The 20,196-nt window shown below is 44.2% G+C and carries 19 protein-coding genes; 10 read left to right on the top strand and 9 right to left on the bottom strand.

The genetic code is table 11. The features are described from left to right. Nucleotides 1-17 precede the first annotated feature (17 nt). The 8 genes from cysN to K8P02_RS04830 all read right to left on the bottom strand — a co-directional run bounded on the left by cysN (nt 18) and on the right by K8P02_RS04830 (nt 7,675). Complete coding sequence (gene cysN / locus K8P02_RS04865) at nt 18-1,448, bottom strand: sulfate adenylyltransferase subunit CysN (RefSeq protein WP_002561659.1); 1,431 nt, start codon at nt 1,446-1,448, stop codon at nt 18-20. 30 nt (nt 1,449-1,478) lie between these two features. Further along, nucleotides 1,479-2,390 (bottom strand): sulfate adenylyltransferase subunit CysD, encoded by a 912-nt coding sequence (cysD, locus tag K8P02_RS04860; RefSeq protein ID WP_007485002.1) that lies wholly within the window; start codon nt 2,388-2,390, stop codon nt 1,479-1,481. Between the two features lie 29 nt (nt 2,391-2,419). Continuing rightward, nucleotides 2,420-2,983 (bottom strand): adenylyl-sulfate kinase, encoded by a 564-nt coding sequence (gene cysC / locus K8P02_RS04855; protein WP_155896588.1) that lies wholly within the window; start codon nt 2,981-2,983, stop codon nt 2,420-2,422. Between the two features lie 172 nt (nt 2,984-3,155). Further along, nucleotides 3,156-4,712 carry an SLC13 family permease gene (locus K8P02_RS04850; RefSeq protein ID WP_025867693.1) on the bottom strand — a complete coding sequence of 519 codons (1,557 nt, stop codon included), beginning with the start codon at nt 4,710-4,712 and terminating at the stop codon, nt 3,156-3,158. A 16-nt stretch (nt 4,713-4,728) separates the two neighbouring features. Then, nucleotides 4,729-5,553 (bottom strand): 3'(2'),5'-bisphosphate nucleotidase CysQ, encoded by an 825-nt coding sequence (gene cysQ / locus K8P02_RS04845; RefSeq protein WP_007484998.1) that lies wholly within the window; start codon nt 5,551-5,553, stop codon nt 4,729-4,731. 418 nt (nt 5,554-5,971) lie between these two features. Next, nucleotides 5,972-6,472, bottom strand: coding sequence for an SPOR domain-containing protein (locus K8P02_RS04840; RefSeq protein WP_002561664.1), 501 nt, complete (start codon nt 6,470-6,472; stop codon nt 5,972-5,974). A gap of 31 nt (nt 6,473-6,503) precedes the next feature. Next, nucleotides 6,504-6,908: a lipocalin-like domain-containing protein gene (locus K8P02_RS04835; RefSeq protein WP_025867694.1), complete on the bottom strand. Its 405-nt coding sequence runs from the start codon at nt 6,906-6,908 to the stop codon at nt 6,504-6,506. Then, nucleotides 6,905-7,675: an SDR family NAD(P)-dependent oxidoreductase gene (locus K8P02_RS04830; RefSeq protein WP_025867695.1), complete on the bottom strand. Its 771-nt coding sequence runs from the start codon at nt 7,673-7,675 to the stop codon at nt 6,905-6,907. The genes K8P02_RS04835 and K8P02_RS04830 overlap by 4 nt, the downstream gene beginning before the upstream one ends. A 176-nt stretch (nt 7,676-7,851) precedes the next feature. On the opposite strand from K8P02_RS04830, the gene K8P02_RS04825 reads away from it, so the two are divergent. The 4 genes from K8P02_RS04825 to K8P02_RS04810 all read left to right on the top strand — a co-directional run bounded on the left by K8P02_RS04825 (nt 7,852) and on the right by K8P02_RS04810 (nt 10,172). Then, nucleotides 7,852-9,120 (top strand): DEAD/DEAH box helicase, encoded by a 1,269-nt coding sequence (locus K8P02_RS04825; RefSeq protein WP_122202243.1) that lies wholly within the window; start codon nt 7,852-7,854, stop codon nt 9,118-9,120. A gap of 196 nt (nt 9,121-9,316) precedes the next feature. Next, on the top strand, nt 9,317-9,523 hold the full coding sequence (locus K8P02_RS04820; protein WP_002561668.1) for a YtxH domain-containing protein: 207 nt from the start codon (nt 9,317-9,319) through the stop codon (nt 9,521-9,523). 22 nt (nt 9,524-9,545) lie between these two features. Then, nucleotides 9,546-9,908 (top strand): phage holin family protein, encoded by a 363-nt coding sequence (locus tag K8P02_RS04815; RefSeq protein ID WP_025867696.1) that lies wholly within the window; start codon nt 9,546-9,548, stop codon nt 9,906-9,908. 3 nt (nt 9,909-9,911) lie between these two features. After that, the gene (locus K8P02_RS04810) at nt 9,912-10,172 is read left to right on the top strand and encodes a hypothetical protein (protein ID WP_002561670.1); all 261 of its coding nucleotides are present in this window, start codon (nt 9,912-9,914) and stop codon (nt 10,170-10,172) included. A gap of 429 nt (nt 10,173-10,601) precedes the next feature. On the opposite strand, the gene K8P02_RS04805 is transcribed toward K8P02_RS04810, so the two are convergent. Further along, nucleotides 10,602-11,576, bottom strand: coding sequence for a type I phosphomannose isomerase catalytic subunit (locus tag K8P02_RS04805; RefSeq protein WP_025867697.1), 975 nt, complete (start codon nt 11,574-11,576; stop codon nt 10,602-10,604). A gap of 268 nt (nt 11,577-11,844) precedes the next feature. Here K8P02_RS04805 and K8P02_RS04800 point away from each other — a divergent pair, with 268 nt between their 5' ends. The 6 genes from K8P02_RS04800 to K8P02_RS04775 all read left to right on the top strand — a co-directional run bounded on the left by K8P02_RS04800 (nt 11,845) and on the right by K8P02_RS04775 (nt 19,880). Next, nucleotides 11,845-12,945, top strand: a complete 1,101-nt coding sequence (locus K8P02_RS04800) for an aldose epimerase family protein (protein ID WP_025867698.1) — start codon at nt 11,845-11,847, stop codon at nt 12,943-12,945. Nucleotides 12,946-13,095: 150 nt separating this feature from the next. Continuing rightward, complete coding sequence (locus K8P02_RS04795; RefSeq protein WP_221648771.1) at nt 13,096-14,415, top strand: MFS transporter; 1,320 nt, start codon at nt 13,096-13,098, stop codon at nt 14,413-14,415. Between the two features lie 33 nt (nt 14,416-14,448). Next, nucleotides 14,449-15,603: a galactokinase gene (gene galK / locus K8P02_RS04790; protein ID WP_002561674.1), complete on the top strand. Its 1,155-nt coding sequence runs from the start codon at nt 14,449-14,451 to the stop codon at nt 15,601-15,603. A gap of 221 nt (nt 15,604-15,824) precedes the next feature. Next, nucleotides 15,825-17,834, top strand: a complete 2,010-nt coding sequence (locus K8P02_RS04785; RefSeq protein ID WP_025867699.1) for a transketolase family protein — start codon at nt 15,825-15,827, stop codon at nt 17,832-17,834. Beyond that, a complete protein-coding gene (gene rpiB / locus K8P02_RS04780) occupies nt 17,834-18,268 on the top strand; it encodes a ribose 5-phosphate isomerase B (protein ID WP_223382079.1) in 435 nt (144 codons plus the stop codon). The genes K8P02_RS04785 and rpiB overlap by 1 nt, the downstream gene beginning before the upstream one ends. Before the next feature lie 208 nt (nt 18,269-18,476). Continuing rightward, on the top strand, nt 18,477-19,880 hold the full coding sequence (locus tag K8P02_RS04775; RefSeq protein ID WP_025867700.1) for a glycoside hydrolase family 28 protein: 1,404 nt from the start codon (nt 18,477-18,479) through the stop codon (nt 19,878-19,880). Nucleotides 19,881-20,196: the final 316 nt, after the last annotated feature.

The following is a 20,196-nucleotide window of genomic DNA, read 5'->3' as shown; positions in this document are numbered from 1 at the left end:
AAATAGTCAATTGTACATTATTTAATGATTTTCACTGCAATGCCCTGACGTTCCAGATCTTTCACAGCCTTCTCTATCGCTTCATAATGCTTAGGATCAATACCCAGTTTCGGAAGATCCAGCACCGGAACATCATCCATAGTGCGCATATCTTTCTCTTCCACCCGGTCTATAATCATACCAACGGCACTGGTGTTATTGGTGATCGGGTCGATAAGGATGAACGATCCACAGGATTTGTTCTTCTGATAAGGATCAAAGAACAGCTCTTTCGCTGTAGTCAGTACCACACGGGCTATCTCATTCAACGAAAGGAAAGGCACGGCAAATTGCTCCATAGTGTTCACGTCCACCTTGTACTTGATGCTATCAATGCGGGTACGGCTCATATTAGTAGTCTGCTTGATAAAGAAGGATTTGTTCACATCCATTGGTTCCTCATCCATCCATACCAGCATAGCCTCAAAGTTACGATCAACGACAGGCAAATTATTGGGATGCACCAGCATCTCTCCTCTCGATACATCTATTTCATCTTCCAGTGTCAGTGTGACAGACTGAGGTGGAAAAGCATAATCCAACTCTCCGTCATAGGTCACAATACTTTTCACGCGGGAAGTCTTGCCAGAAGGCAACGCCATTACTTCGTCTCCTTTGCGGATAACCCCCGAAGCCACTTTTCCACAGAAGCCACGAAAATCGAGATTAGGACGAAGCACGTATTGTACGGGGAAACGAAAATCGGTCAGGTTATGGTCGTTATCGATGTGCACCGTTTCGAGGAAGTCGAGCAAGGAGATACCCTTATACCAGGGAGTACGCTCTGATTTATCCACCACATTGTCACCATCCAGTGCAGAAAGCGGAATACAATTTACATCGGGGATACCAAGTGGCTCTACAAACTTTTTGTATTCTGACACAATCTCATTGAAGCGCGCTTCGGAGAAGTCTACCAAGTCCATCTTGTTAACAGCAAGCACAACATGTTTAATGCCAAGCAGAGACACCAGGAAAGTATGACGGCGGGTCTGAGTGATAACCCCCGTCCGTGCATCCACCAGAATAATGGCTAAATTGGCAGTAGAACCACCGGTAATCATGTTACGGGTGTATTGTTCGTGTCCCGGAGTATCGGCAATGATAAACTTACGGTTGTTGGTTGAGAAGTAGCGATAGGCCACGTCAATTGTGATACCCTGTTCGCGTTCGGCCTTCAAACCGTCGAGCAACAGTGCATAGTCTATATGTTCGCCGGCATTTCCCATACGTTTGCTATCACGTTCGAGAGCATCCAGCTGGTCTTCATACAATTTCTTACTATCAAACAGCAAGCGGCCTATCAGAGTTGATTTTCCATCGTCCACCGAGCCTGCCGTCAAAAGACGGAGCAAATCCTTCTGTTCGTCTTTATCCAGAAATGCTTTTATATCTAAAGTAGTTCCCATCTTCAATTCTTAGTTTTTAATTTTTTTTGATTAGAAGTATCCTTCGCGCTTCTTCTGTTCCATACTTGCATCCTGGTCGAAGTCGATCACACGGGTAGTACGTTCGCTCTTTGTGGTAGTCATCATCTCCTCCACGATCTTCTCAATTGTATCGGCCTCACTCTCCACTGCACCAGTCAACGGCCAACACCCCAATGTGCGGAAGCGTACCATACGCATCTTAATCTCATCACGGTATTTTTCCGGCAGACGGTCATCATCGGCCATAATAAGATTACCGTCAAGTTCAACGCAAGGACGCTCTTTTGCATAATAAAGCGGAACAATGGGAATGTTTTCCAGGCGAATGTACTGCCAGATGTCCAGCTCGGTCCAGTTACTCAACGGGAAAACACGAATACTTTCTCCTTTGTGTACACGGGCATTATAGATATCCCACAGCTCGGGACGCTGATTCTTAGGATCCCACTGGTGAAATTTGTCACGGAAGGAGAAGATACGTTCTTTGGCACGTGACTTTTCTTCATCGCGACGGGCGCCACCAAAGGCGGCATCAAATTTATATTTGTCGAGCGCACGCAACAACGCCTGTGTTTTCATCAGGTCGGTATGTACTTTACTTCCATGTGTAAAGGGGCCTACACCTGCATGAAAAGCCTCCATGTTGCTCTCCACAATCAGATTCCAGCCATATTTCTTAGCATATTCGTCACGGAACTGAATCATCTCTTTAAATTTCCATTTGGAGTCAATGTGCATCAAAGGAAACGGCACCTTACCCGGATAGAAAGCTTTCTCTGCCAGGCGAACCATAACAGAAGAATCCTTTCCGATACTATAAAGCATCACAGGATTCTCAAATTCCGCAGCCACTTCGCGGATAATGTGAATGGACTCAGCTTCGAGTTCTTTCAAGTGACTCAATTTATACTCTTCTTTCATTATATTCTTATTTTATAAATCTCTTATTTTTATCTTTTCACTTTTGGCAATATCAACTCCAGCAAACGATTAACAGATTCTTCAAGCGAAAGTTTTGAAGTATCCAACTCAAGAGCCGGATGTAGCGGTGCTTCAAACGGAGCCGAAATACCGGTAAAATTCTTAATTTCTCCTTTACGGGCTTTGGCGTACAAGCCCTTCACATCACGCTTTTCGCATTCGGCAAGCGGAGTGCTGACATATATTTCGAGGAAATCGTCCTGTCCGATAATATTGGCAGCCATTTCGCGGATATCATTGTTAGGACTGATAAAAGCGGCAATAGTAATAATACCGCTATCTATAAAAAGCTTTGAGACTTCGGCTATACGACGGATGTTTTCTACACGGTCGGCTTCCGAAAAGCCCAGATTATTATTAATACCACTGCGGATATTATCACCATCGAGGATACGACACAGCAACCCGCGTTTGTGTAACTCACGCTCCAAAGCAATGGCAATGGTGCTTTTTCCGGAACCGCTCAATCCGGTGAACCATATCATCACGCTATGCTGCTTCAATAGCTGTTCTTTATCTTCCCGCGCCAGCATACGATCAAAGATAGGATAAATATGATTAGTTGAAAGTGGAGAGTGGAGAGTTGAAAGTTCTTCTCCTTTCGGTTCCTTATTTTGTTTCATGCATATTATTTTTAGTCGTTTTTACAATACTTACTGTTAGTTTTCTTTTTCCCATCTTTTCGTCTTCCGCAACTCTCAACTCTTAAAAGGGCCAAATTAGTGGTATCAAAAATACAGAAATGAGAAAAGTGATAATATTCAATGGCAAACCGATACGAACAAAATCGGTGAACTTATAATTGCCAATACCTTGCACGATCAGGTTTGTCTGATAACCAATCGGAGTAGAGAAACTTGCCGAAGCAGCCATACAAATCACCACAAAGAAAGGCGTAGGATCAACCCCTAATTGTTGGGATATGGCCAATGCCAGCGGAAAGGCTAAAGCTGCTGCCGCATTGTTTGTGATAAGTTCCGTAAACAGATTGGTAATAATAAACAAAATAGCCAACAAAACATGAGGTCCGTAGTTATGGCTTAAACCGATAATATAACTTGCAACTCCATCGGCTACCCCCGAATTTACCATTGCTTTACTGATAGCAAAAGCACAGGCAATAGTAATCAGGATATCCCACGAAATATATTTGGTATATTTACGGGCAGGAAATATTTTGGTCCATGCCATGATGATGGTAGTCACAGAAACAAAAAAGAACATATCCAGCTTGATATTAGGAAACATCTCCTGTGTCACCGGCAATTCACCGACCGTAGCACCCAGAATCATCAGAATGAGCAGAATCAAGGCAAACCAACGTTTCTTCTTACCCGGCACCGGCTCAGTATCTTTTCCGTTGGCAAGCATCACAAAGACAGAAGACTCTCCCCAGGTAGGAATAAAAGTATCGTCGGCCATTACCACTAATGTATCGCCTTCGCGAAGCACAACTTCATTGAGTTTCTCTGTGATACGCTGTCCGTTGCGAGTTTTTATCTCTTTCACTTCTGCCCCATAATGACGCTGGAAGTTGAACTCTACCAGGGTTTTGTTGATACCCGGGAAACGGGCACCCAACACTGCTTCCACGCGATGGAGGCTCTCGCCTTTTTCTTCCTCTTCATCGGGCACTGCCGTATCGGGACGTGCATCGGGAAGGAGCTTTTTAGAAAACAGGAACAAGTAGATAATCCCCGCAATGGCAATGAATATACCCACCTTCCCTAATTCAAACATCGTGAATCCTTCATAACCTGCCTCAAGAATCATGCCGTGTACCACCAGATTGGTAGAAGTACCAATCAACGTACAAATACCGCCCAAAATCGTGACATAAGAAAGAGGAATAAGAAACTTGGTAGCGGGAAGATGAACAGCTTGTGCCCAACGTTTGATAATAGGAGCAAATATTACTACTACAGGAGTGTTATTCAGAAAAGCCGATATAAAAGCAATAGTGGGAAGCATACGAAATTGTGCCTTAAAAACAGTAGTTTTACCTACGGGAAGCAATTTCTTGATCACCTGCCCCAAAGCCCCCGACTGGCGAACACCTTCGCTTACCAAAAAAAGCATGGCAACGGTGATCATTCCTTTATTACTAAATCCTTCGAGCATCTCTTTCGGACTAAGGATACCCGCACAAAGAAACAGTACCACAACCGAAAAAAGCACCATACCCGGACGCATCTTATCCAATATAAGAGCAATCACCATTCCCAATAATGATAGTAGTACAAATACAATTTCAAATGTCATAATCAGTACAAATCAATTAGTGATTTACTCTTTTTCTCTCTACAATAAACCAGGGATTCAACAGGTTTTCTTTGTTGTATTGTAATGGCAACGCTTCGCCAGCCTGATAAATTTCCATTCCTGCTGCACGCGCGATAGCATGTCCGGCAGCTGTATCCCACTCCATAGTCGGAGCAAAACGAGGATATACATCTGCTTTCCCTTCGGCAACCAAACATATTTTTATGGAACTTCCGCTCGATATCAGCTCTACTTCTTCGTACTGTTGCTTCATTTCACCAATATAGGTTTCTGTTTCCGGGGTTAAATGAGAGCGGGAAGCTACAATAACAAAACGCTTGCGTGGTTCGTCTATCGGCAAACGTACAGAAAAGTTAATCAACTCTTCCAAAGAGGCAGAATCGCCCAAAGCCGTGATTCCGGATAGTTTGAATGCCCCTAGTGATTCGGATGCAAAGTAAAGTTCCTGCTTCACAGGTAGATAAATGACTCCCATCACAGGAATGCCATCGTGCACCAGTGCTATATTGACAGTAAATTCTCCATTACGCTTTATGAATTCTTTCGTTCCGTCCAGTGGATCGACAATCCAAAGCGTACTCCAATTCTTTCGCATGGCATACTCCATATGCTTACCCTCTTCGCTCAACAGCGGGAAAGGAGTTTCCTGAAGAATCGTAGCAATCGTTTCATGCGCTTTACGGTCGGCAATGGTTAAGGGGGAATTATCGGCTTTTCTCTCTATCTCAAAATCCGATGCCGGATCATTATAGATAGAAAGTATCTTCTCGCCTGCTCTCAGGGCCGCGTCAACAGCAACAAACAAATATTTCTGTTCCATCTTGTTATATAATTATAGCCCTGTTTCCAACAAGGCGTAATAACCCATTGATATAATGAGCTACAAAAGTAAAAACTTTATCTTCTCTCAAAGTTTCCGCACTATCATTTATAACTTCTTTTAGCAATAGCGCTAATATTACTAAAAAAAAAATTCACCACAGAGAACACGGAGAGCACAGAGGTATTATTTTCTCTGATGAAATGCAGATGAACGCAGATTTTCGCAAATACACAAATGTGAAAAAAAGAAGACCCGTACTTTAATCTGCGTTTTATCCGGATAATAAAGCTCCGTGTCCTCTGCGTCCTCTGTAGTGAAATACCAAACCTATATTACAAAAAGGCAGCAACTTCCCAGCTACTGCCCTTATTCCGGAAGGGTGCTTTCCCACTTCCGATATTACCAAAAAGAAATATTAAAATACTCTGTAAAGCAACCAGGCACCCTGGAAGTCTTTACGGTTAGGGTATTTAGCTTTGAAAGCATCACGAGCCTGTGCAGCGGCCGTTCTATCGGCAAAAGTGCTCACAATCACACGATACATAGCAGATTCTGCATTGAATGCAATAGTTGCATTGTAGCCCTCAGCATCCAAAAAGTCTTTCAGACCTTCGGCATTTGCTTTCAAACCGAAGCTACCACACACTACGCTATAATCTTTCAGGTTGTCGCCATTGCCCGAAACAACCGTTACCTTCTCCTGACGCACACCATTGGCTGCATCTGTAGCCTTCTTTACCTCTACCGGAGCTGCTACAACGGGAGTTACTTCCACCGGAGCTTCTACCTGCGGTTCGGCAAGTTCCTGCTGTTTTGCCTTTTCGTATGCTTTTTTATATGCACTTTCGCTTGATTTACAAGAAGCAAATGCCAGAACCATGCATACACTCATTCCCAATACTACTAATTTTTTCATAATCTATATTCTTTTAGTTAATAAATTTGCATCAATACTTTCTGAAAACGGATACAATATCTTCATACCTAAGCTGAAGAGTGGACGAAGAAAGCTCTTCAATTTGAAATGTCCGGCCCAGTTCATCCCACTGTAAATATTGCTTGCAAAGATCTATATTCTCTTCGGGGCGCAAAATAATATAAATTTTATCATCCTGCAAAGAATAAAGTCCGAAAAAGGTGTGATACGTCTTATCTTCGAGCAAACAGATGGCCGAAAAGCTACCTTTCTGAAAATTATAAAACACACTATCTTCCTTCTGCACAGTGCCGTCGGGAAGCTCATACCGCCTCAATTGCCACTTACCAGTCAGCTTGTCTTCATCATCCGAGCAGGAAGCCACTATCGATAGCAACAAAGGCAAACATAAGAGATACAACCATTTCTTCATCATTCTGCTTTCTTTTTATATGAGATAGTACCTGTGGCCTGATATGTAGGCATCACTAATATCTCTGCTATTTGAATATGTTCCGGAGCCGAAGCTGCGAAATATACTGTTTCTGCAATATCATCACCTGTAAGCGGACGGATTCCTTTATAAAAATTGTCCGCAGCTTGCTTGTCGCCCCGATAACGCACTACACTAAAGTTTGTCTCTACCATCCCCGGCTTTACGTTGGTTACCCGCAACGGCGTATCCACCAGATCGATGCGCAGTCCGTCCGAAAGGGCTTTGACTGCGGCTTTGGTAGCACAATACACACTTCCACCGGGGTAAGCGGCATCACCGGCAATAGAGCCAATATTGATAATATGTCCACGTCCGCGCTCCACCATTCCGGGAACTACCAGACGGGTTATGGCCAACAACGACTTTATATTTGTATCTATCACAATATCCCATTCGTCCAGGTTTCCTTCAAACTCTTTATCAACCCCGATAACGAGTCCGGCATTGTTTACCAGCACATCAATCGCTTTCCACGTTTCGGGCAAAGAAGCCAGTGCCTGAGTTGCAGCTTTACGGTCACGAACATCAAAAGGCAACAAGAATACGCGAACTCCATAAGTCGCTTCCAATTCGTTTTTTAACTCTTCCAGTTTTGCCACATTACGGGCATTAAGAATCAGATCTGAACCTTGCGAAGCAAACTTCCGGGCGCAACCTTCGCCTATTCCACTACTTGCTCCGGTTATAAAAACAATCTTACCTCTCATATTGTTATTACTCTATAGAATTAAGCAACAAAAATACGCTTTAACCTGCTATCATTCGGCCTTTCTCTTAGTTAAATAAGATTAAACCGACGATATAAAAGTATTTACCCCCACAAGTTCGCGTATCTTTGCTCCATATAACATAACGAGCCGCGAGGCTCATTCAACTTTTTTACATGACATTTGAAAATTTAAACATGATAGAGCCCATACTCAAGGCTCTGAAAGAAGAGGGTTATTCCTCTCCCACTCCCATACAAGAACAGTCAATCCCCATTTTACTTCAAGGAAAAGATTTATTAGGATGTGCACAGACCGGAACAGGAAAAACAGCTGCTTTTTCTATCCCCATTTTGCAGAAACTATATAAAACCGACCACCGCAAAGGAATAAAAGCATTGATATTAACCCCAACCCGGGAGTTGGCCATTCAAATTGGTGAATGTTTTGAGGCATATGGCAAATACACCGGACTGAAGCACACTGTTATCTTTGGCGGAGTGGGTCAGAAACCTCAGACGGACGCATTGCGCAATGGTGTACAGATACTGGTTGCCACACCGGGACGCTTGCTGGACTTGATAACCCAAGGTTATATATCGCTCAAAACACTGGACTTCTTCGTACTGGATGAGGCCGACCGCATGCTCGACATGGGCTTTATCCATGATATCAGACGGATACTGAAACTCCTTCCCCAGAAGCGCCAGACGCTTTTCTTCTCGGCTACTATGCCGCCGGAGATAGAGACACTGGCCAACTCAATGCTGACCCATCCGGAAAAGGTAGAGGTGACACCGGCTTCTTCTACTGTGGACACAATTTCGCAATACGTCTACTTTGTAGAGAAGAAGGAAAAGAAGGACTTATTATTGCACTTACTGAAAGACCAGTCGATTGAATCGGTGTTGATCTTCACACGTACCAAACATGGAGCCGACAAACTGGCACGCATATTGACCAAATCGGGTATACGTGCTGAGGCTATACATGGCAACAAATCGCAGAATGCACGCCAGCGTGCCCTGACGGATTTCAAAAATCATACTTTGCGCGTATTGATTGCAACGGACATTGCTGCACGTGGTATCGATGTAGATCAGTTGTCACACGTCATCAACTACGAACTACCCAATGTGCCGGAGACGTATGTACACCGCATTGGACGCACAGGACGTGCCGGACATGATGGAATTGCGATCTCCTTCTGCGAATCGGAAGAATTACCTTACCTCAAAGATATTCAGAAGCTGATCGGGAAAACAATCCCAGTAGTCAAAGACCATCCGTTTGTCACCACCGAAGGCGCCAAGGCGCAGGAGGTGAAAACGGAAGAACTCAAAGCGAAAGCAAAAGAGAATAAAGTATACCGTGGCAGCCGCTCCAATGGAGACTTCTGGAGGCGAAAAAAACAGGCACAAAGAGGAGAACAACAGAAGAAATAAGATATATCCATATAAAAAGGCGGCCGCTTTTCCGAAAGAGAAGTGGCCGTTTTCTTTGCCATCAGCCTCACCAGCATCCCCTGTGAGTTATGAGAGGATTCAGATAAAAACTCTTAAAAAAAATCCTCATCCATAGAACATCCTATGCAATAAATGCGTTATATTTGTAGTATTATCACTTTAAAACAGTAAAATTATGAAAGGACTTAATGTATTAGCAGCTTTTTTAGGTGGTGCAGCAGTAGGCGCAGCACTTGGTATTTTGTTTGCTCCTGAAAAGGGAGAAGACACTCGTCACAAAATAGCAGAGATTCTTCGTAAAAAAGGTATCAAGCTGAATCGCAATGAGATGGAAAACCTCGTTGACGAAATTGCAGCCGAACTAAAAGAAGTAACTGACTAAAAGAATCAAAAACAGAGCCACTATGTTTGCAGACGACAAAAGTATAGAAAACTTTCAACAGCTATTCTTCGAGTTCAAGAAATATCTGGAGCTCCAGAAAGAATATACCAAACTGGAATTGACGGAAAAGCTAACCATACTTCTTTCCACCTTAATCATGGTTTTAGTACTCATTATTCTCGGCATGGTGGCCCTGTTTTATCTCTTATTCACCCTGGCCTATATCCTCGAACCGCTCGTTGGCGGACTCATGGTGAGCTTTGGCATTATTGCAGCAATCAACATCATACTCATTGCCACAGTTATTATCTTCCGCAAGAAACTTATCATTTCTCCAATGGTAAACTTCCTTGCCGGCCTGTTTCTTAATGATTCAAAAGAATAAGTTATGAACAATCAGCAAGCTACCCCCCAGAAAATCACACTGGAATATATCGCCCGGCTCAAGACAGAGAAACTGGAAGAAATACGCGGACAGAAAAAAGCGATGACCCGAACGGCACAACGAATTTTTGCCCCTCTTGCTCCCGCCACCTCTCAAACAGACGCAATAATGAGATCATTCAATACAGGAATGGCCATCTTTGATGGTGTGGTAATGGGAGTGAAAATAATGAAAAAGATTCGCCGTTTTTTCAGAAAGGGATAAACAAAAACTTATTACCAAAGCAGTATTTCCTACACAGTATTTCGCTTTGCACATTCACCTCCACTTTAGGGTAGAGGTGTTTTTTTGTAAAAAAAACAAGAAAGGAAGCACCTTTTGGAGACCACGCCCGCGCTGCATGCAGGCAACGCCTATGCTACATGTAGTGCGGGCGTAGTCTCCATGCAAAGTATTTGTCTCAAAAAACACTCCGAACAAAATACGATATTAACACTCCTTATACAAAAAATCATCAGGAAATTCTCCTGATGAAACTTCCTATGATCGCAAAATTATCATCCGACTTATCATCTGGAAATTTTCCTGATGATACACGATTTACACCTTATAAGAGAATTAAAACTATAAACAAGGGGAGTTACGCGCCTACGCGCGAGAGCCACCCCTCGTAAGAATAAAGACTTTTTTACTTTAAACGTAAGTTTCGAGAATCTTCACGTTTCCTCCCTCTTCGGGAGTAATCGTTATATTCTCTGTCGTGGCAGGAAGCAAAACTGTTTCACCGGCACAAAACGCCAGCTCGTTGCCTTCGTTGTCTGCCAATCGGCAAGAACCCTCGATGCAAATGAAAATCACGAAAGAATCCAGCTCCGAATAGTCGCAACTGATCTTTTCGGTCATGTCATACAGAGAAGTGGTGAAATAGGGACAAGCCACCAACTCCACCGGTTCGTCTTTCACAGCGTCATATTTGGTGCGATAATCATCGAGCACCTCATAGTTGATAGCTTCGCGTGCCAGGTCGGTATGCAGTTCACGCGTATTACCCTTGGCATCCTTGCGGTTGAAATCGTAAATGCGGTAAGTAATATCCGAAGTCTGCTGAATCTCTGCAATAAATGCACCTGCACCGATGCTGTGAATACGTCCTGCAGGAAGGAAGAAAACGTCACCCGGATGTATTTCATACTCTTGCAGCACATCGGTTATGGTATTGTTGAAAACACGCTCTTTGTACTCTTTCGGTGTGATCTGTTCTGAAAATCCCGAACGGAGTTTTGCCCCCTTATCGGCATCAACAACATACCACATCTCGGTTTTTCCCATAGAATTGTGGCGTTTCTTTGCCAGTTCGTCGTTGGGGTGTACCTGAATAGAGAGATCTTGTTTAGCGTCGATGAATTTAATAAGCAAGGGAAACTTATTGCCAAAACGGGCATAGTTTTCTTCACCAACCAGTTCTTCACGGTATTTTCTCACCATATCGATCAACGTGAATCCTTTATCGGGACCATTAGCCACCACAGATTCATTGTCTTCTACGCCGGAAATCTCCCAGCTTTCTCCTACTCCTGTCAAGTTATCACTCAAGTGCTTGAACGGAAGGATTTTGTCGCCTCCCCAAAGTGTCTGCTTCAGGATCGGTTCAAATTTTAACGGATACATTTTGTTTTTCTGTTAATAAACTTAGATTATAATTCTTGATTTGATAATCAGAGGACAAACATACAAAAAATATCAAATAATACACAGAACCGGGCGTTTTATATTAAATTCATCACCAAAATTTCATAGAATTGACACGAAAGTAAGTTTTAGCCCATGCGAAACTAAACGCTAAACTTTCCTAAATCCTCGAATAGATTTACCATGAATAATTTGGGAGTACGAAAGAATTTAGCTTTATTTGCAAGAAATTTTATATATGCCAGACATGAATAACACATTCCCCACAGAAGAAAATTTATCCGGACTAAACCGGAAGGATTTTCAAAAGGATATCGACGATAAGCAAACAGACTTATTTATCCTCAGAAATAAAAAAGGGATGGAAGTTGCCGTAACAAATTACGGCTGTGCCATTCTCTCCATCATGGTCCCGGACAAAAACGGGAAATATGCCAACGTTATCCTCGGACACGACAGCATAGACCATGTAATAAATAGTCCCGAACCATTCCTGAGCACCACCATCGGTCGTTATGGCAACCGCATCGCCAAAGGGAAATTCACCCTCTACGCCGAAGAGCACTCGCTGACAATCAACAACGGCCCCAACTCCCTGCACGGAGGACCTACCGGTTTTCATGCACGTGTGTGGGATGCCGACCAGATAGACGAAAGCACGATCATCTTCAACTATGTATCGGCCGACGGAGAAGAGGGATTCCCCGGAAATCTGGAAGTAGAAATGACTTATAGACTCGAAGAAGAGGAAAATGCACTGGTCATCGAATACCGTGCTACCACCGACAAAGCTACTGTTGTAAATCTTACCAATCATGGGTTCTTCAATCTGGCAGGTATCGCTACCCCCACCCCGACAGTAGAAAATAACATCGTCACAATCAATGCTGATTTTTATACTCCGATAGACGAAGTGTCTATCCCCACAGGAGAGATTGCCAAAGTAGAAGGAACTCCGATGGATTTCCGCACCCCGCACACTGTGGGCGAACGCATTAACGACACTTTTCAGCAACTTGTCTACGGCGCAGGATACGATCATTGCTACGTGCTCAACAAACAGGAAGCCGGTTCGCTGGATCTGGCTGCCACTTGCACAGATCCCGTAAGCGGACGCGTCATGGAAGTTTATACCACCGAGGCCGGCGTGCAACTCTATACGGGTAACTGGCTCAACGGTTTTAAAGGTTCACACGGTGCCACTTTCCCGGCTCGCAGTGCCATCTGCTTCGAAGCACAATGCTTCCCCGACACACCCAACAAACCTCATTTCCCTTCAGCCGTACTGCTTCCGGGAGACGAGTACCAACAGGTAACGATTTATAAATTTTCTGTCGAAAACTTATAAAGTGGACAATTGACAGTTGACAATTGACAGTTATTATGCAGCATCATATAGCATAACCCACTGTTAACTATCACCGTCAACTGTCAATTGTCTATTGTCAATTAATAACTAAATAACCTAATTTTATAAACTAACAACTTTTTTAAAACCATGACACAACAGAAAAAGAGCTATCTATTGCCTATTGCAATGATGTTCGCCCTCTTCGCTATGATTTCGTTCGTAACAGGATTTACCAACCCTCTCGGACTCATCGTAAAAGAACAATTCAATGCTCCTAACTGGATGACCCAGTTGGGTAATGCAGCAAACTTCATAGCTTATGCCTTTATGGGGCTTCCTGCTGGTATTATGCTGAAAAGAATCGGTTATAAGAAAACAGCATTAATCGCCGTTGCCGTTGGATTTGTCGGTGTAGGAATCCAGTTCCTTTCCGGACAAATTTCTTATGCTCCCGGTGAATTAATCGCTTTCTGGGTATACCTGGGTGGTGCTTTCGTTTCCGGTTTCTCTATGTGTATGCTGAACGCTGTAGTAAATCCGATGTTGAACACACTGGGCGGCGGTGGCAAAAAAGGTAACCAGCTGATTCAGTTCGGAGGTTCTCTAAACTCTATCGCAGCTACTATCGTTCCGGTACTGGGCGGTTATCTGATTGGTACTATCAGCCAGGATACCAAGATTAGTGACGCTAATCCTGCATTGTTCATCGCAATGGGTATCTTCGCTATAGCATTCATTGTATTGGGCAGTATGAAACTTCCGGAACCGCACATGGAGCACGCTTCAGACCACAAGGTGAAAGATACTCACAGTCCAATGTCTTTCCGTCACTTTGTACTCGGAACTGTTGCTATTTTCGTATACGTAGGCGTTGAAGTAGGTATTCCTAACTTCGTAAACTTGTTCCTGACTACTTCTCCGGAAGCTGCCGGCGCAAAAGGTATCGGTATGGATACAGCTATGGCGGGTTCTATCGTAGGTACTTACTGGTTCCTGATGATGATTGGCCGTCTTTGTGGTGGTGCACTTGGTGCTAAGTTCTCCAGCAAAACTCAGTTAACTACCGTTTGTTTGTTCGCACTGGGCTTCCTGCTTGTGGGTATGTTTGCTCCGGTTGAGGCTACAATCAATATGCCTGTATTCAAATCAGACATCAGCTTTGGTATGGCTAATGTACCTATCGGTATCATGTTCTTTATCCTTTGCGGTCTTTGTACTTCTATCATGTGGGGTGGCATCTTCAACCTGGCTGTAGAAGGTCTGGGTAAGTACACAGCAATGGCATCAGGTATCTTCATGGTAATGGTTTGCGGTGGTGGTATCCTTCCGCTTATCCAGGGTGGTGTGGCCGACGTAACAAGCAGCTATATGTCAAGCTTCTGGGTAATCTTTGCAGGTGTAGCTTACATGCTGTACTACGCATTGATCGGTTGCAAGAATGTAAACAAGAATATTCCGGTTGAATAAACTATTATATTAACCAATTAAAAAGATATTATCATGGATATAGAACACGTAAGAAGCCGTTTTATTAAACACTTTGACGGAACTACAGGATCAGTTTACGCCTCACCGGGCCGCATCAATCTTATTGGCGAACACACCGACTACAATGGTGGATTCGTATTCCCGGGAGCCATAGACAAAGGCATGATTGCAGAAATCAAACCAAACGGAACCAATACTGTCAACGCATATTCTATCGACCTGAAAGATTATGTATCATTCGGGTTGAACGAAGAAGATGCTCCGAAAGCAAGTTGGGCAAGATATATTTTCGGTGTATGCCGCGAAATGATTAAACGCGGTGTTGATGTGAAAGGATTCAATACTGCTTTCTCTGGTGATGTGCCTCTGGGAGCTGGTATGTCTTCATCGGCAGCACTCGAAAGTACATACGCTTTTGCACTGAATGATCTGTTTGGCGACAACAAAATAGACAAATTTGAACTGGCCAAAGTGGGACAGGCTACAGAACATAACTACTGCGGTGTAAACTGTGGTATTATGGACCAGTTTGCCTCCGTATTCGGAAAAGCAGGCAGCCTGATCCGCCTGGATTGCCGTTCACTGGAGTATCAGTACTTCCCCTTCAAACCAGAAGGTTACCGTCTTGTACTGGTAGACTCGGTAGTAAAACATGAACTCGCTTCATCGGCCTATAATAAGCGCCGCCAGAGTTGTGAAGCTGCTGTAGCTGCTATCCAGAAAAAACATCCGCACGTAGAATTCCTTCGCGACTGCACAATGGATATGCTCAAAGAAGCCAAAGCTGACATCAGCGACGAAGACTACATGCGTGCTGAATATGTGATTGAAGAAATTCAACGCGTACTCGACGTTTGCGATGCACTGGAAGTAGGCGACTACGAAACAGTAGGTAAGAAAATGTATGAAACACACCACGGCATGAGCAAGCTCTACGAAGTAAGCTGCGAAGAGCTCGACTTCCTCAACGACCTGGCAAAAGAGTGTGGCGTAACCGGTTCACGCGTTATGGGTGGCGGTTTTGGTGGTTGTACTATCAACCTGGTTAAAGAAGAATTGTACGACAACTTCATCGAAAAGGCAAAAGAGGCATTCAAAGCCAAATTTGGCAGAAGCCCCAAAGTGTATGATGTTGTAATCGGCGACGGTTCAAGAAAACTCGTATAAATAACAAAAACTAACTTCTATAAAGAGGGACATATCCTAAACAGATGTGTCTCTCTTTTTGTTGATATAAGTACGATAAGGACAAATAGTTATTGTACGCAGCACAAGAAGAGCGCTTTCGGACTTTAAACAAAGATTAAAAAAAGCCCCCTTCTTATGCCCGATAATTAACGTTAAAGACTTATCTTTGCGGAAAATATGAAAACTTAATCATTATAAATATGAACGAAAGCAAACTTATGAACCGTGCAGCGGACAACATCCGTATTCTTGCTGCATCTATGGTTGAAAAAGCCAACTCCGGACATCCGGGTGGTGCTATGGGAGGTGCGGATTTTATAAACGTACTTTTCTCTGAGTTCTTAGTATATGATCCTCAGAATCCCCGCTGGGAAGGACGTGACCGTTTCTTTCTCGATCCGGGTCATATGTCACCAATGCTCTACTCTGTACTTGCACTGACCGGTAAATATACGCTGGCAGAGCTGGCACAGTTCCGCCAATGGGGAAGCCCTACTCCGGGACATCCCGAAGTAGATATCATGCGTGGTGTAGAAAACACTTCCGGTCCGCTGGGACAGGGACATACTTTTGCCGTAGGAGCCGCCATTGCAGCTAAATTCCTTAAAGCCCGCTTCGGTGAAGTTATGAGCCAGACTATCTATGCCTACATCTCTGATGGTGGTATCCAGGAAGAGATTTCACAAGGAGCCGGACGTATTGCCGGAACCCTGGGACTGGACAATCTCATCATGTTCTATGACTCCAACGATATTCAGCTTTCTACCGAAACCAAAGAAGTGACGGCAGAAGACGTGGCCATGAAATACAAAGCATGGGACTGGAACGTTATCGAAATCAACGGAAATGATCCTGATGCTATCCGTACTGCCCTCAAAGAAGCAAAAGCAGAAAGCAAACGTCCTACACTCATCATTGGGAAAACCACGATGGGCAAAGGAGCACGTAAAGCCGATGGCAGCAGCTATGAAGCCAACTGTGCTACACACGGTGCACCATTAGGTGGTGATGCCTATATCAATACAATCAAGAATCTGGGCGGAAATCCCGACGAACCGTTTGTTATCTTCCCGGAAGTAGCCGAATTGTACGCCAAACGTACCGAAGACCTGAAAAAGATAGTAGCCGAAAAATATGCAGCAAAAGCCGAATGGGCCAAAACAAACCCGGAATTGGCAGCAAAAATGGCCACCTTCTTTGCAGGAAAAGCTCCTAAAGTAAACTGGGACGCTATCGAACAGAAACCCAATGTGGCCACCCGAGCCGCTTCGGCCACCGTACTGGGTGCACTGGCTACACAAGTAGAGAATATGGTAGTAGCATCTGCCGATCTTTCTAATTCAGACAAGACAGACGGTTTCCTCAAAAAGACACATGCCTTCAAACGTGGCGACTTTAGCGGAGCTTTCTTCCAGGCCGGCGTATCAGAATTAAGCATGGCTTGTGTCTGTATCGGTATGTCACTTCACGGTGGCGTTATTCCGGCATGTGCCACCTTCTTCGTATTCTCCGACTATATGAAACCTGCCATCCGCATGGCAGCCCTGATGGAACAACCCGTGAAGTTCATCTGGTCACACGATGCATTCCGGGTAGGCGAAGATGGCCCTACTCACGAACCCGTAGAGCAGGAAGCACAAATCCGCCTGATGGAGAAACTGAAAAATCACAAAGGCCACAACTCTATGCTTGTACTCCGTCCGGCAGATGCCGAAGAGACCACTATTGCATGGAAACTGGCTATGGAAAATATCTACACCCCGACTGCTCTGATTCTTTCCCGCCAGAACATCGTCAGCCTGCCTACAGGCAACGACTATGCACAAGTGGCCAAAGGAGCTTACATCGTTGCCGGTTCTGACGAGAATCCGGACGTAACCCTGGTAGCTTCCGGTTCGGAAGTAGCCACCCTCATTGCCGGAGCCGAATTGCTTCGCAAAGACGGTGTGAAGGTACGTATCGTATCGGCACCTTCCGAAGGATTGTTCCGCAGCCAGGATAAAGCATATCAGGAATCGGTACTCCCGGCAGGTGCAAAGATTTTCGGCCTCACCGCTGGTCTGCCCGTAAATCTGCAAGGTCTTGTAGGTGCTAATGGTAAAGTTTTCGGTCTTGAATCATTTGGTTTCTCTGCTCCCTACACAGTGCTGGACGAGAAGCTGGGCTTCACTGCCGCCAATGTGTACAACCAGGTAAAAGAGATGCTATAATGAAAAAAATCGGACTATGCTGTGACCATGCCGGATTTGAACTGAAAGAATTCGTCCGGGGCTGGTTGCAGGCAAAAGGTTGGGAATACAAAGACTTTGGTACTTATTCTGCTGAAAGTTGTGACTATCCTGATTTTGCGCACCCGTTAGCACTGGCAATAGAAGCTGGCGAATGCTATCCGGGCATTGCCATTTGTGGAAGCGGAAATGGTATCAGTATGACGCTAAACAAACATCAGGGCATCCGTGCCGCACTTTGCTGGACGGCTGCAATAGCACACCTGGCCCGCCAGCACAACGATGCAAATATACTTGTGATGCCGGGACGCTTCATCAGTACTGAAGAGGCTGATATGATTCTGACAGAGTTCTTCGACACCCCATTTGAGGGAGGAAGACATCAGAAAAGAATTGATAAAATTCCCGTGAAATAAATAAAGATAAAAGAATAAAGAGAGACGCATTACTGTATGTCTCTCTTTATTTTTTATTATAATACTATCCCCCTTTCTACCTCTCCTCCCCCTTATATTAATCAAAAATTACACCCTTTCAATCAAAATATATCGCACAAAAACCGCGTTACTTCGTATTTTTGCATACTTAAAATCCAATATCCATCAAAAAAACAACAAGAAACAAATGAAGAAACGATTTAGCTTCCTGTCTCTACTGTTAGTAACAGCAATTGCTTTTGCCAACCCGATTGACTTTGACAAAGCATTCAAAGAAAGTGCTAAGATTGAAAAACAAATCAAGAAAACCTCTTTCCCAAAACAAACCTACAATATCACTGACTTTGGTGCAAAACCGGACAATGAAACCGAGCCCTGCCACGAAGCCATCAACCAGGCTATTCTCAAATGCAGCCTTGCTGGTGGCGGCACAGTTGTTGTCCCCCAAGGAACCTTTTATACAGGCCCCATTACCCTGAAAAGCAACGTTAACTTTCATCTGCAAGAAGGTGCCGTACTAAAATTCCTCACCGACCAGAGCTTATACTTCCCCGGAGTAATCACCCGTTGGGAAGGGCTGGATTGTTACAACGCCCGCCCACTAATCTACGCCTATGGCGAAACCAATATTGCTATTACCGGCAAAGGAACCATTGACGGTCAAGGCTCCAACGAAACATGGTGGCCCATGTGTGGCGCACCCAAATATGGCTGGAAAGAGGGAATGGTGGCACAGCGCAACGGTGGACGTGAGCGCCTGCTGATGTACGGCGAAACATCAACCCCGGTTTACAAACGCATCATGACTCCGGAAGACGGGCTGCGTCCTCAGTTAATCAATCTTTATGCATGCAGTACCGTCCTGATAGAAGATGTCACACTACTGAACTCTCCCTTTTGGGTGATTCACCCTCTGTTCTGCGAAAGCCTGATTGTACGTGGTGTCAACATATTCAACCGTGGCCCCAACGGAGATGGATGCGATCCTGAATCCTGCAAAAATGTACTGATAGAGAACTGCACTTTTGATACCGGGGATGATTGCATCGCCATCAAATCGGGACGCAATGCAGACGGGCGCAAATGGAATATACCCAGCGAAAACATCATCGTACGCAACTGTAAAATGAAAAACGGACATGGTGGCGTTGTTATCGGTAGTGAGATATCCGGCGGCTATCGTAACCTGTTTGTTGAGAATTGCCAGATGGACAGCCCGAATCTCGACCGGGTGATCCGTATCAAAACCAGTACCTGCCGGGGTGGAATCATCGAAAATGTATTTGTACGCAACATCACCGTAGGACAATGCCGGGAAGCCGTACTACGCATCAATCTGCAATATGAGAACCGGGAACAGTGCAACCGTGGCTTCACTCCTACCGTGCGCAATGTACACCTGAAAAATGTAACCTGCCAAAAAAGCCGTCTGGGAGTGCTTATCATCGGACTGGATGACGACCAGCATGTATACAATATCAGCGTAGAAGATTCTCACTTCAACAACGTAGCCAAAGGAGGCAACGACATCAAAGGCGCTCACGATGTCACTCTAAAAAATCTGTACATCAACGGTGAACTCGTGAAGTAACAAAACGATTGAGAAAAGGCTGTTCCGGATTCATTCTGGTACAGCCTTCCGTATTCTTTCCACCCTATCCGCTCCTTTCTTAACTTTCATTATTACACTGCTTCCTTCCGGCATTATCTACATATGCAATCCCTCCATTTCTTTTTCTACATTAAATCCATTATACGCTAACAATCAGGTAGTTTCTGCTTAAAAACATAAAATAACAAAATGTCGTTAAAACCCACCTATACACCCTCATTTTTGATAAGAAAAAGTACAATAAGGATAAATTTAACCCACGACATAAGCTGTGTATATAAATAAAAAACTATCT

The sequence above is a fragment of the Bacteroides nordii genome (assembly GCF_019930665.1).
GTDB lineage: Bacteria > Bacteroidota > Bacteroidia > Bacteroidales > Bacteroidaceae > Bacteroides > Bacteroides nordii.
Note: the sequence above shows the minus strand (reverse complement) of the source record. Positions and strands in the feature narration are given on the sequence as shown.